Source organism: Acinetobacter sp. 10FS3-1 (assembly GCF_013343215.1).
GTDB lineage: Bacteria > Pseudomonadota > Gammaproteobacteria > Pseudomonadales > Moraxellaceae > Acinetobacter > Acinetobacter lwoffii_C.
The window spans coordinates 1-13,219 of the sequence record NZ_CP039149.1 but is presented as its reverse complement, the minus strand read 5'-3'; the positions used below and the strand labels follow the sequence as shown (position 1 = coordinate 13,219).

At 39.0% G+C, this 13,219-nt stretch carries 14 protein-coding genes; 5 read left to right on the top strand and 9 right to left on the bottom strand.

Annotated elements, in window-relative coordinates; genetic code table 11:
• Window positions 1–252: 252 nt before the first annotated feature.
• Both E5Y90_RS17020 and mobQ read right to left on the bottom strand, forming a co-directional pair.
• Window positions 253–474, bottom strand: coding sequence for a hypothetical protein (locus E5Y90_RS17020; protein WP_174660709.1), 222 nt, complete (start codon window positions 472–474; stop codon window positions 253–255).
• A gap of 101 nt (window positions 475–575) precedes the next feature.
• Window positions 576–2,012 (bottom strand): MobQ family relaxase, encoded by a 1,437-nt coding sequence (gene mobQ / locus E5Y90_RS17015; protein WP_174660708.1) that lies wholly within the window; start codon window positions 2,010–2,012, stop codon window positions 576–578.
• Window positions 2,013–2,221: 209 nt separating this feature from the next.
• Between mobQ and E5Y90_RS17010 the strand changes: the two genes are divergently transcribed.
• The 3 genes from E5Y90_RS17010 (at window position 2,222) to E5Y90_RS17000 (ending at window position 5,381) form a co-directional block, all read left to right on the top strand.
• The gene (locus E5Y90_RS17010; protein WP_174660707.1) at window positions 2,222–2,497 is read left to right on the top strand and encodes a mobilization protein; all 276 of its coding nucleotides are present in this window, start codon (window positions 2,222–2,224) and stop codon (window positions 2,495–2,497) included.
• Between the two features lie 41 nt (window positions 2,498–2,538).
• The gene (locus E5Y90_RS17005) at window positions 2,539–2,727 is read left to right on the top strand and encodes a YqaE/Pmp3 family membrane protein (protein ID WP_174660710.1); all 189 of its coding nucleotides are present in this window, start codon (window positions 2,539–2,541) and stop codon (window positions 2,725–2,727) included.
• Window positions 2,728–3,860: 1,133 nt separating this feature from the next.
• Window positions 3,861–5,381 (top strand): catalase, encoded by a 1,521-nt coding sequence (locus E5Y90_RS17000; RefSeq protein WP_043041729.1) that lies wholly within the window; start codon window positions 3,861–3,863, stop codon window positions 5,379–5,381.
• Between the two features lie 85 nt (window positions 5,382–5,466).
• Here E5Y90_RS17000 and E5Y90_RS16995 read toward each other — a convergent pair whose 3' ends face one another.
• The 5 genes from E5Y90_RS16995 to E5Y90_RS16975 form a co-directional block, all read right to left on the bottom strand.
• Window positions 5,467–5,979 carry an ankyrin repeat domain-containing protein gene (locus tag E5Y90_RS16995; protein WP_373688401.1) on the bottom strand — a complete coding sequence of 171 codons (513 nt, stop codon included), beginning with the start codon at window positions 5,977–5,979 and terminating at the stop codon, window positions 5,467–5,469.
• 153 nt (window positions 5,980–6,132) lie between these two features.
• On the bottom strand, window positions 6,133–7,650 hold the full coding sequence (locus E5Y90_RS16990; protein ID WP_174660706.1) for a catalase: 1,518 nt from the start codon (window positions 7,648–7,650) through the stop codon (window positions 6,133–6,135).
• Window positions 7,651–7,982: 332 nt separating this feature from the next.
• The gene (locus E5Y90_RS16985; protein ID WP_174660705.1) at window positions 7,983–8,294 is read right to left on the bottom strand and encodes a BrnA antitoxin family protein; all 312 of its coding nucleotides are present in this window, start codon (window positions 8,292–8,294) and stop codon (window positions 7,983–7,985) included.
• The gene (locus E5Y90_RS16980; RefSeq protein ID WP_151837470.1) at window positions 8,281–8,568 is read right to left on the bottom strand and encodes a BrnT family toxin; all 288 of its coding nucleotides are present in this window, start codon (window positions 8,566–8,568) and stop codon (window positions 8,281–8,283) included. Before E5Y90_RS16980 ends, E5Y90_RS16985 begins: the two co-directional genes overlap by 14 nt.
• 230 nt (window positions 8,569–8,798) lie before the next feature.
• Window positions 8,799–9,770: a GlxA family transcriptional regulator gene (locus E5Y90_RS16975; RefSeq protein ID WP_174660704.1), complete on the bottom strand. Its 972-nt coding sequence runs from the start codon at window positions 9,768–9,770 to the stop codon at window positions 8,799–8,801.
• 132 nt (window positions 9,771–9,902) lie between these two features.
• Between E5Y90_RS16975 and E5Y90_RS16970 the strand changes: the two genes are divergently transcribed.
• Both E5Y90_RS16970 and E5Y90_RS16965 read left to right on the top strand, forming a co-directional pair.
• Entirely contained in the window at window positions 9,903–10,787 is an 885-nt protein-coding gene (locus E5Y90_RS16970) for an MBL fold metallo-hydrolase (protein WP_005176778.1), read from the top strand.
• Window positions 10,788–10,870: 83 nt separating this feature from the next.
• The gene (locus tag E5Y90_RS16965) at window positions 10,871–11,413 is read left to right on the top strand and encodes a cysteine hydrolase family protein (protein WP_004637127.1); all 543 of its coding nucleotides are present in this window, start codon (window positions 10,871–10,873) and stop codon (window positions 11,411–11,413) included.
• Window positions 11,414–11,677: 264 nt separating this feature from the next.
• On the opposite strand, the gene E5Y90_RS16960 is transcribed toward E5Y90_RS16965, so the two are convergent.
• Window positions 11,678–12,235 carry a plasmid replication DNA-binding protein gene (locus E5Y90_RS16960; protein ID WP_227656918.1) on the bottom strand — a complete coding sequence of 186 codons (558 nt, stop codon included), beginning with the start codon at window positions 12,233–12,235 and terminating at the stop codon, window positions 11,678–11,680.
• A 60-nt stretch (window positions 12,236–12,295) separates the two neighbouring features.
• Window positions 12,296–13,219 (bottom strand): replication initiation protein RepM, encoded by a 924-nt coding sequence (gene repM / locus E5Y90_RS16955; protein ID WP_005021644.1) that lies wholly within the window; start codon window positions 13,217–13,219, stop codon window positions 12,296–12,298.

Below are 13,219 nucleotides of genomic sequence, written 5' to 3'. Positions count from 1 at the left end.
TTTATTTGTCTACATTATTACTTATGAATATAAATCTATAATAATAAATATGCAGATTAATGCAAGGTAAACGTAGTTAAATCTACAAAAAAAATAATGTAGATTATTGGTAGGTAAACGTAGTCATATTGGTAGGTAAACGTAGTCATATTGGTAGGTAAACGTAGTCATATTGGTAGGTAAACGTAGTCATATAAGATCTAGAAGCCTTTATTTACAAAGTCTTGAGCATGTCTAAAAGCATTTAAAAGCTTAAAAATAATTAAAAGCCCAGGGAGTAAAAAATTGCCCTTGGTTTTCGCTACGCTCAAACTCTATTGAATCTCGCTTTCGCTCGATTCGTTGGGGCAATTTTTGGTTAATATTTTCGTGACTTTTAGAAAAAGCAAAAGCAGCTCGGAATTCGCTTCGCTCATGAGCTTTTTTTCTCGCTACGCTCGGTTTAGGGATCAAACTTGGAAAGTTCGCACCCATGCGGGATGCTCTGTAGGGTAGGTGATTAATGGATAGGGAGCTTGTAATCAGGGAAAGGAAAGAGCAAATTTTCTCAGTTCGCTCGTAGACACTCGCTCTGTTTATCGACTCATGCCACGAGATTTCATTTTAGGCGCATGTTGCTGTGCTTTGAGCTGTTGTTGTTGTCTGAGTTTCATCTGTTGTTCTGCTTTGATCTCATTCACACATTTCTTAATAACTTGATAGGTTGAGTATAGAGTTTGGTATTGCTTGGCTTTGGCCGGATGTTGTTGTTGGTACTGCTTCCAGGCATGTTCTTTGAACTTTTCATTTTCCAATAAATCCTTCACACCATGTTTTTTCTGGTGTTCATGCTGACCTTTCAGCTTTTTGTGTTCCTGATAAATCTCGTCACGTTGGGCTTCCCAGGCTTTTTTTCCAAACAGTAAGGGTTTGTTCTGGGTTAATTCGTTGTGTTGATCGACCAGGCTTTGCAATCTGTCATGACTTTGCTTGAGTCGACTCTTCACGATGTCCTGGGCAAGCTGCTGATTGAACTCGTTTTCATGTTTTTGCATCTTGCCGAAGGTGTTTTCGGCCTTTTTAAAAACATCCTGCATAAATTCTAGGTCTAGATTCGCGTCTTTTGCGCTGATTTCGCGATTTAGCACTTTGCCAAGGGTTTCTCTCTGTTTTTCTTCAAACAGGGCTTTTTCGTCAATTGGTGGCGTTTTAGCACTATTTTTGATTTGGATCTGCTGTTCAGTTTTTAGTGTATTGAGTTTGATCTCATTTTCAGCAATCAGCAGATCCATATTTTTACTGTATTGCAGTTGAGCCTGATTTCTCTGTTTGATTTCATCATTGCTTCGGCTGATTTCGGTCTTAATCCCTTTCCGGCGCAGTTCGGTGACTTTCGGCCCTTCGTGCAGGGTAGCCTCTAGACCATTCTCCTGGTCCTTGTAGCTGCGGTGATCGACTCGGGCGGTGTATCCGGCCATGTCCAGGTGCATATTGCAGATATCGGCAAAGTGTTCGCGCCAGTATTCGATTTCTCCACTGTGTTTCTGATCCAGTTCCCGGGTTTTCTCGGTAAAACCTTCGGGAGTGAGCTTGCGTGTGCTCATCAGGATATGGGCGTGATAATTGCGTTCATCACTGCCGGATCCAGTATGCGGTGCATGGATACAGGCATCGACGGCCACCTGATGTCTGTCCACGATACTGGCGCATAGCTCTTCGAGCATGGCCAGGCGTTGTTCCTGATTTAATTCACTTGGAAAAGCGATTTCAAATTCCCGGGCAACTGTCGAGTTTTTTCGGGTTTCCCGTTGTTCCACTTCGTTCCAGAGTTTTTCCCGATTTTTTAAATGCTCTGGTGCGCCTTTGGGTAAATAAATTTCTTTGTATTCCACACCAGTTTTTCGGCTGTAGTCATGTTCTCGGCCTTCACGTTCGCAATAAATCTTTTCACCGGCCCGATAGGCGATTGCAGCAGTGGCGGAACGCCCTGCTGATCGTGCTACGGTTTTGACTGAAAAGTGGTAAATCGCCATGCCTTTTTTTCGCTTTTAAATTTTCATGTAGTGAAATACAACCGTGGATACGGTTGTCGGGGTATTGGGGTTTCCCCAATCGGACTTGCAAACGAAGTTTGCATAAGTGCGCTCTTCGAGGAAAACATTACTATACATATAGCACCTTGAATGCATATTCAAGTGCGCTTATGTTAGGCATGGTTTCCCAGGATGATGGTATTGGATGAATGAGCGTTACTGAAAATTTAGACAGCAAGATTAAGGCACACGAAGAGAAGCTCAAACAGCTTAAGGCTCAACGACAGGCAGCACTGGCAAGAGAACGTGCCAAAGAGAAAGACCAGGCACGAAAGGATGATACAAGACGTAAGATTTTAATCGGATCCTGTATGTTAAAAATTACTGAAGGTGATGAACAAGCTAGAGCCAAATTAATTACACAAATGGATAAGTATTTAACAGACGAACGTGATCGAAAATTGTTTAATTTACCCCTTCAATGAAAATTAATTTACCTGAAATAACGCATCAACAGGAACGTAATATGAGACTTTTGGTTGCTTTGATTTTTCCCTGGGTGCTGTTTTTTACGATAGGTCGTCCATTTGCAGGAATGATGTGTTTATTTCTTCAAATTACGATTCTGGGGTGGATCCCGGCCGCAATCTGGGCTGTATATGCTTTATCGCAATATAAGACAGATCAAAAGATCAAAAAAGCATTGCTTTACTAAGTACTGTGAAGAGGAAAATTAACCATATTTTTCTTTTTAGACCTGAGACGTTGTCCAGATTGACCACACTTTTAAGTGTGGTTTTTTATTTTTACCTAGCCTAAAGATATCATTTAGAAAAGAACTCATTTTTTATGAATTATAGTGATAATGACGGAACATAATGATATTGCTTAACAATAAGAATAATTCTATATTAAAAAAATATGGAAAAATTAACTATAAGATTTTATTAAGTTTAATTAAAAAAATTATGAGTAATAAAAATGGAATATTGGAATATTGTTTTAGTAATCTCAATAATTATAATGATATGCCTAACATTATTCGTATTGTGTGTAGGACGCAAAGTTTGGAAAAATCTTATAGTTACCTTAATAATATCCACTCTCATTAGCTTCCTTATCTTATGCGCTATAAATTTTTTATTTGGACATGGTGTATATATTCCGTGGAGTAACCATAGTCATTGGACAGAGATATTAAGTATAGAAATAATACTCATGAGTTTAGTAATAGGGGGGAGTAGTACTTTCATGATCATGTTAGGGACATTTATTTCTAAAAATAATAGATAGCACAGAATTAATAATCTATAAGTTATAGAAATTACTAGTAATTTTATAATAAGTGTTATGCCAACCATCTTAAAGAACCAATGATTATTCAAATGATTAATAAAAATAAGTTCATTATAGTGATTTTTAAGTTTAATTAATTGTGTGATATTAATCACTCTAATCAATAAGTCAGTGGTCGGGTTTGTAATAAAATGTGGTGATTATTTAATCAATAGATGCTTTAATCAGCCTCAGAACAATAACTATAAAACGCCACAGCGAAGAAAATTAGCTCTCTAATTCTTACTTATAAAAAGAACTAAAAGAAGAATTAGAGGGTTCTGTTTTTCTTATCAAATTCACAATATTTTTTTCCACATAGCTCCTATCCAATATGGGTATGGGGCTAATTTTTTGACTTCGTATAAGAGATTTTATGTTAAATCAGTTGGCTATAAATTTTTAAAAATATCCTTAGTTTAATATTTTAATAAGCAAGTAAAGGGTAAGATAGGATTGAAAATCTTAAATTTCTGTAGGAAATTTAAATTAAAAGAAACGGGAGTTAATAGTATGAGTCAAGACCCTAAAAAATGTCCTGTTACCCACCTGACTACTGAAGCTGGTGCCCCTGTGGTCGACAATCAGAACAGTATGACGGCAGGTGCGCGTGGACCTTTACTTGCCCAGGATTTATGGTTGAATGAAAAACTGGCCAACTTTGTCCGTGAAGTGATTCCAGAGCGTCGTATGCATGCCAAAGGTTCAGGTGCTTTCGGTACCTTTACCGTGACCAATGATATTACCCAATATAGCCGCGCTAAAATTTTCTCTGAAGTCGGCAAAAAAACCGAAATGTTTGCGCGTTTCTCAACGGTGGCGGGTGAACGTGGTGCGGCCGATGCAGAACGTGATATTCGCGGTTTTGCCCTGAAATTCTATACTGAAGAAGGCAACTGGGATCTAGTTGGCAACAATACTCCGGTATTTTTCCTACGGGATGCCCGCAAGTTCCCTGACCTGAATAAAGCAGTCAAACGTGACCCGAAAACCAACAAGCGCAGTGCCACCAATAACTGGGATTTCTGGACATTATTGCCTGAAGCCTTGCATCAGGTGACCATTGTGATGTCGGATCGCGGTATTCCTGCTGGCTACCGTCATATGCATGGTTTTGGCAGCCATACCTTCAGTTTTATCAATGCCCAAAATGAACGCTTCTGGGTGAAATTCCATATGCGTACCCAGCAAGGCATCCAGAACCTGACCGATGCTGAAGCAGCAGACTTGATTGCCAAAGACCGTGAAAGCAGCCAGACCGACCTGTTTGATGCCATCGAACGTGGCGACTATCCAAAATGGAAAATGTACGTTCAAGTCATGCCAGAACTGGAAGCCGAAACAGTGCCTTATCATCCATTTGACCTGACCAAAGTCTGGCCGAAGGGCGATTATCCACTGATTGAAGTCGGTGAATTTGAGCTGAACCGCAATCCGGAAAACTATTTCCAGGATGTAGAACAGGCAGCCTTTGCACCTAGTAATCTTGTACCGGGCATCAGCTACTCACCGGACCGTATGTTACAGGCACGTTTAGTGAACTATGCCGACGCAGCGCGTTACCGTGTTGGTGTAAATCATTCACAGGTTCCGGTCAATGCTGCACGCTGCCCTGTAAACTCTAATCGTCGTGATGGTCAGGGCCGCATGGATGGCAACTATGGTTCATTGCCACATTATGAACCGAACAGTTTTAACCAGTGGCAGGAACAACCTCAGTTTAAAGAACCAGCATTAAAGATTACCGGTGATGCTGATTTCTGGGACTTCCGTGAAGATGACAATGATTACTTCAGCCAGCCACGTGCCCTGTTCAATTTGATGAATGATGAGCAGAAACAGGCCCTGTTTAATAACACGGCCGCAGCGATGGGTGATGCGCTAGATTTCATCAAATACCGTCATATCCGCAACTGTTATGCTTGCGATCCAGCTTATGGGCAAGGCGTTGCTAACGCCTTAGGTATGACTGTAGCAGATGCTCAAGCGGCACGTGAAACAGATCCTGCTAAAGGTTTACCAAGTTTTCTTTAATTTAAATAATTAATACCCCCGGCATCCTTGGACTGCTCTCAGTATCTTAGACATGAGGATGCCACTCAAAAACCGGTCAGTGAAGTTATTTAACATGAAATAAGCTTTTAAATTTCTCTTCCTGACCAATTACTTTGGCAAATTCAGCTGCAGTTTTTTGTCCAGTTTGATTGGCATTGCTATCACAATCGACTTGGCGTAACTGTTTTACAATGGCCCATTCAAGCTTAAACATCGCACCCATTAAGGCAGTATTGCCCTTGTTGTCACGTGCGCAGCGATTGGCACCATATTTTAGTAATATAGTGACTGCATCTTGATGACCATAATAAGCTGCCATGATTAAGGGCGTATAACCTGCACTATTACGGACATTCACTGGAAATCCGTATTTTAAAAATTCATTAATAACTTCTTGATTACCAGTTTTTGCTGCGGCAAAAAAGATATCGATTAATTCCTGTTGGGAGTTTACCGTTTGTTGCTGAGCCACTTGAACTGTTTCTTGGGCATGAAGTTTAGTTATTCCTAGTGTAAGCAGAGTCATTAATAGAATGCTAGAAATAGACATCATCACGCTATTCAAGATTGCTTTCATTTCAATTGGCCTCAAGTTTGCTTATGACAAAATATTGGAAATCTAAAATTCCTGTAAAACTCCCCTAGGGTTGCAGGAAAGGATTTGAGTTTTACAGGACTTTTCGGTGGTGACTCTTAATCGCTAGTCACCGATTTGATCAACCAACCAGAATTAGTCTTTCAATTTTGCAGCTTTTGCTTTAACGATTGAGATGTCACCGTTAACCGCTTTAGTCATACGCATACCGTAATCTGCATCTGCTTTATAGAAGTAAGACAACATGATGTGTTTGGTTTCTGAATCTTTAACACTGCCAAGATCCGCAGCCAAGTTCATGATTAAAGCGTCTTTTTCTTTCGTAGTGTATGAACGGTAAAGATCACCCGCTTGCTTAAAGTTTTGCTCTTTCACGCCAATTTGTTGTACGTAACCAGATAGAGGCGTTTGTAGCGCACGTGCTTTCGCAGTTGCAGCTTTGGGCTCTTTGCGGCTTGGTTCGTAGTTCACATCAGAATTACGCTCACTGACATTCATTGAACCATCTTGGTTGTTGTTGTTTACATCAATCACTGGACGGTTTACAGGAATTTGTTGATGGTTCACACCCAAACGGTACATTTGTGTATCTGAATAAGAGAAGATACGGCCTTGTAGCAGACGGTCTTCAGATGGTTCGATTCCTGGTACCAGGTTACCTGGCGCAAATGCTGACTGTTCAGTCTCGTTGAAGAAGTTCTTCGGCATACGGTTCAGGGTCAAGGTACCGACTTTAGTTTCTGGAACCAGCTCAGTTGGCCAGATTTTAGTTGGATCTAGTGGATCGAAATCAAACTTGCCCAGGTCTTTAGGATCAAGCACCTGAATGTACAGATCCCATTTCGGGAAGTTACCTGCATAGATGTTGTTATAAAGGTCATTGGTCAAGTGGTTGAAATCTTTACCTTGCTGCTCAGCCGCTTCTTTCACGTTCAAGCCCTTCACGCCTTGTTTAGAGCGGAAGTTGAATTTCACGTACTTGTATTCGCCTTTGTCGTTATACAGTTTGTAAGCGTGAACACCAAAACCGTCCTGTTCGCGGTAGCTGGTTGGAACACCTTGCTTGCCGTATACATACGTCAGCATGTTGGTTGCCCATGGCTGGCTCGACAGGAAATCAAACACACGGTTAGCATCTTGTACGTTGGTCACCGGGCTTGGCTTCATGGCGTGAATGAAGTCCGGGAACTTGATCGCATCACGGATAAAGAAGACCGGTGTCTGGTTACCGACCAAATCCCAGTTACCTTCTTGTGTGTAGAACTTCACTGCGAAACCGTGCGGGTCACGTAAAGTCTCTGGTGAACCTTTACCATGAATTACTGTGGACATACGAACAAAAACTGGAGTTTTTGTACCTGCCTTGAATAGAGAGGCAATCGTCAGGTCAGATAAGTCTTTAGTTGCTACGAATTCACCATATGCACCTGTACCACGTGCGTGAACCACACGCTCAGGAATACGCTCACGGCCAAAACGTTGTAGTTTTTGTACCAATTGAACATCTTGAAGTAAAACTGAACCGTTTTCACCTGCAGTGATTGAATTTTGGTTATCCCCTACAGGCGCACCGTTATCTTTAGTTAACGCTGCAGCTTGTGTAGTCACTGTAACTGTTGCAAGCATTGCAATAAGTAACGAATGTTTCAACATAATCTGTCTCTTAAAATAGTACCTTTCCTGCGAGGATTAAGGTACTAAATATTAAGTGATCTATAAAACCGTTTATTTTTATAGTGTTAATCGTAAAAATGGATTATTATTGTGTTTTTCAGTGTTTTCCATATTAAATAATTACAGGAATATTTTCTTAATAATATTAATGAATTTTTGATTAGCCACTACACAGTAGTTTAATTAGGATTTTTATGGAGAAAAAATTATTAATTCAAATGAATTCGACTTAGTAGTTATTTAATTCTTCTAAAATTAGCATAATACACGTTATACGAAATTAAAAATGGGAGCCTAAGCTCCCATTTTTATTAATGATTTTTTAAATCTTTTAGCATTGCTTCACGCAGAATTTTATTCATACGTGTTTGATAACCTTTTCCTTGTGCTTTTAACCATGCTAATACATCCGCATCAAGACGAACTGACGTTTGTTGCTTCACTGGACGAAAAAATTGCCCATGACGAATAGCATTACTCCAGTCGGTAATTTCAGGCATATCTGATAGATCTAGCTGATCATCAGGAACCGTGCCTTTAGCAAGCAAGCGTTGAATTTCAGCATCTTGCTTCTCACTAAATTTTTCATTTAGTTCTTTGCGTGAGTATCTAACCGTGCTCATATTGATTGCGCTCCGCTTTAGTGACCTGTCTTGCACTAATGATTCTTATGATTTCACAGTCATCTTCATCAAAGATGGTATGAGCTACTAAGAGCATTAGTACGCCTTTCACTTTTCCAATGGTCTGCCAACGTTCTTCGCCATCGGTATGTCTGTCCTGAATTGAGATCCTCAGTGGATCATCAAAGACAAGGCTTGCCGTTTCGAAAGAGACATCGTGCTTTTTCTGATTCTTTCGATTCTTAGCCTCATCCCATTCAAAATACTGTTCCATAAAAAACATTCAAATTTGTATATACAATAATGTATCACAAAATTGTATCACTCAAGTTGAGAAGCGTAATTTTTAGTCAAAATTATTGGCAAAACATTCCAAAACTGCTCATAAAAAAAGCCGACTTGTTTCCAAGTCGGCTTTTCGGGTTTGCGTCCCCGATTTTTTATAACATAACTTTTTGAAATATAAAACTATTTTTATATGCGTTTCGTATAACGCCCATTATGTTAAATGGGTGGATTATTTTCATTAATGATCCCAAAAGCTTTTCTCCATGCCTGAGGGCTGGTGCCATATTTTTCACGAAAATTTTTTCTAAATGACACGGTATTATTAAAACCTGAAAGCTCGGTTATCTTTTCGATAGACAAGTTTGTCGTTTCTAAAAGTTCACAACTTAATCTGATTCTTTCAGTATTCAGCCAATCGACTAGGGTCATGCCTGTCGCTTTCTTAAAATGCCGTGTGAACGTCCTGCGTGTCATATGTGTCCGTTCAGCGAGGCTTTCAATATTATGTTGTAAAGCTAAATTCTTTCTTAAAAAATCAAGTAATACATTAATTTGTGCATCTTGGCTCGATTCTGCGACTGGCTGTTCAATAAACTGAGCTTGCCCACCTTCACGGTGAGGCGGGATCACCATTACTCTAGAGACTTTATTCGCAATTCGTGCATTATAGATTTCTCGTACCAAATATAGGCAGCAGTCTAATGCTGCACCTGTTCCAGCAGAGGTTACAATCCTTTGGTCTTCTACATACAGGGCATCATGATCAAGTTGAACCTGTGGAAACCGCTCACTGAAATCTTGTTCAGCCATCCAGTGCGTAGCTGCTTTTTTATGGTCAAGTAAACCAGCATATGCCAGTGCATAAGTTCCATAGCATAACCCTACAATTCTAATTCCAGTCTGATATGCACAATTTAGGGCATCGATAAGTACTTGTTCAGGCTCGTGATTAAAATCATCCCACCCAGGAATAATAATAAGATCCGACTCTTTAATGAGCTCGACCCCACCATCAGGGATAATTATCATAGACTGTTCTGTTGTTACGGGCTGGCCATCTATAGAAAAAATTTTCAGATCAAATAAGCGTTTATCTTCAATCTTGATATTGAAAATGATATGGGGGATAGAGAAGTGAAATGGATTTATATTGGGATATACGAACAATCCAATCACTGGTATAGCCATTCAATCTACCTCTCTAAAATAATAAATATAGCATGTTGTCCCAATAGTTTCGATGATTGTCCTTAAGGACAATTTTATTGCTTAATTTTTCCTATCATGATTCGAGTATGACTAAATGATTGGATCTGGAACATGAATAAAATTTTAAGTAGCTCTGTTATTGCACTCTCTCTGGCAATGGCTTCAGTCCATTTATATGCGAATGATAAGGTGGTTCAGCGAGATACTTCTAAAGTTACGCATATACAAGAAATTCGCAATGCAACGATTAAAGTAACCTATGCTGATACGACTTTTTTAATTGACCCAATGTTTGCTAAAAAAGGATTCTATGAAGGTTTTCCTGATACTCATCGTAGCTATTTACGGAACCCATTAGTCGATTTGCCTATCAAGCCCGAAACGATTTTAGAAGGTGTAGATGCGGTAATCGTGACCCATACCCATTTAGATCATTGGGATGATGCAGCACAAGCGACTATTCCGAAAAACATGCCGTTGTTTGTACAGAATAAAGAAGACCAGAAAATCATTCAGTCACAAGGCTTCAAAGATGTTCGTGTATTAACTCAAGCGACCTTTGAAGGGATTAAGCTCACTAAAACTGGTGGTCAACACGGTACTGATGCCATGTACCGTATTCCTAAGCTTAAAGCTGGATTAGGTGAAGCAATGGGTGTGGTATTTGAAGCTGCTGGCCATGAAACTGTTTATGTGGCAGGAGATACCATCTGGCGTTCTGAAGTTGATCAAGCGATTCAAACATTTAAACCTGATGTGATTGTCTTGAATACAGGTAACGCCTTGGTTGATGGCTTTAAAGAATCCATTATTATGGGCAAAGAAGATACTTATCATGCAACTCAGAAAGCACCAAATGCTAAAGTGGTTGCTGTTCACATGGATGCAATTAACCACATGTCGGTAACACGTGCTGAGCTTGCAGATTACGTAAAGGACAAAGGAATCCAAGATAAGGTTTTAATTCCTATCGATGGTGAAACGCTTTCTTTCTAAAGTGACTTAAAGAAGTGGAAGCATTCCACTTCTTTAAAACATAAGTAGAACAAAACAAATATTAGTTAAGTAAAGGAATAGGTATGTCAAAATCAGCTTTATTAGTTATCGACTTACAAAATGAATATCTACCTACAGGTAAATTACCATTGGTAAATATTGAACAAGCTGCTGCTAATGCAGTGAAAGTAATTGCGAAAGCCCGTCAACAGGGTACTCAAGTGATTCATGTCCAACATATTGCTGATGCTGAATCTCCTATATTTGAACCTAGCTCAAATGGTATTGAATTTCAGGACACAGTTAAGCCGCAAGAAGATGAATCTGTGATCATTAAAAATCACATCAATGCGTTCTTAAACACGAATCTCAAAGAAATTTTAGATAGCAATCAAGTGACTGAGTTAGTCGTGATTGGTGCTATGACGCATATGTGTGTTGATGCTGCTGTTCGTGCTGCTTCTGATTTTGGTTATAAGGTAAAAGTGATACATGATGCTTGTGCAACACTAGACTTGGAATTTAATGGCGTTAAAGTACCTGCTGGTCATGTCCATGCAACATTAATGGCCGCTTTTGAATTTGCATATGCTCAAGTAATATCAACTGAAGATTATGTTAGCTAAAGACTAAGATTTCCTAAAATTAACATAATACACCTTATACGAAATACTGTATAATTATCCTTATAATTCAACGCTGTAGTTTCTAGTTTATAGCCCGAGCATCCCTGTTCGGGCTTTTTTTATGATTTTTCACGTTCCACGCCTATTATTTAAGCAATGTTCCACAAGTTTATTCAGTTTTAATAAACCTCATCCAGTTTTTTGATGAGTCATTATTTCATGTGCTTGCACTGAAATTGGCTCATCAAAAAACTGGAGTCCTGGCTAACCATAAGGAAGGAAAAAACGGCTCAGGAAACCCCTTTTTTTAGGTTCAGGCTCAACGTGTTCTGGAACAGGGATACGTTTATTGTCTTTCTGAGGAGTAGTCAATCCGTCATAGTTTGACTCAGTCTGTGGCCGAGGATCTGTTGCTATATTCGAATTAGTAGATTCATTTAGTTGATTAATATTTTCTTGTTTTGGCTGTTCTAAGGTGCCCTTAAACTCAATTCTATGAGTAAGATCTTCAATATGTTGCATCAAAGACTTTTCTCTTTGATTTGCTAACTCTAACTGATTTTTGAGTAAAGAAATTTGATCTTTTAATACATTTTCAACTTCAGATTGAACGTGTACTTGTACATCCTTTTGAACTTGTTCAGTACGTGCACTGGACTGAACACCGACTGGATTGCCATAAACTCTGATAAGTTCAGACAAGTCTATAAGTCCATCATGATCTCTTGATAATTCACCACTTTTTAAAGCCTCGTATATTGTTGTACGTGATTTTTTAAAGGCTTTACTTGCGTCCATAACGCTAAATTTTGTTGTGTTCAATGGAATCCCTCAGTACGTGTACAAGGATGTTTATGTGAACATCCAATCTGAACATGAAGTTTATTTTGTATTAAAGCCTACTTTTTTTAGATATGGGAGTAGTTCTTCAAATTTTTGTGGATCTCGTAGCATTTCAGAAATTCGAACTGCAAATTGTGAGTAGCTTTCAGTACCTTGAGAATATTTATTCATCTCTGGAAGCTCAGACAGTTTACTGGCAAAAAGATGACGCTGTGCATCGGTAAATTTTGAGAAAATCTCAAGAGCAGTTTGCTCTTTGTTATGAGCTATAACGACTTTTTTCAGTTTAAAGTTGAATGAAAAACCAGAAATATTACGTCCCTTTTTATGTTGCTGACATTGGACGTTAATATCGGTGTGTTCATTAATTTGGGCAATAGCTAGATTTAATACTCGATCTTTGAAATTTCCCATTCTTGTATATTCATCATCAAGAACGCCTATTTTTTGTCTGAACTCTGCTAGTTCGATAATTGGAGTTTGACCCGTACTACGCCAAGCAATTAATAATTCATACAACCGCACAGCATAAGCACTGCTGAGATTACTAATCTGTTGTAACTCATATTTAGTGAATTGTTCTTCTAAACGTGTAATAAGTGGCACGATTGCAGGGGCAAATATTAACTTTACTGTAGCCTCATCATCGATATATCTAATCTCGCTCACCCAGCGACTTAAAACATTCTCTACATTTCCTCTTTTATTAATTTCTTGATAGCTAAATTGACGTACAAATAGATCCTTACAAGCATCTTTTAACGCTTGGTAAGCTGTTTGTCTTGCAACATTAAATTGATTTACATAACTCTCAGCATGCACTTCTAAGGGGTCATTTGCATTGATTCCTCGACCACTATCTCTTGCTTCGACGATAGCTAATAAGATCAAACGTTGTTCTACTAAGTCTAAGTTATAACTCGCATTAATTAAGGCATTATCTTTAACTACTAAGTCCCGCAT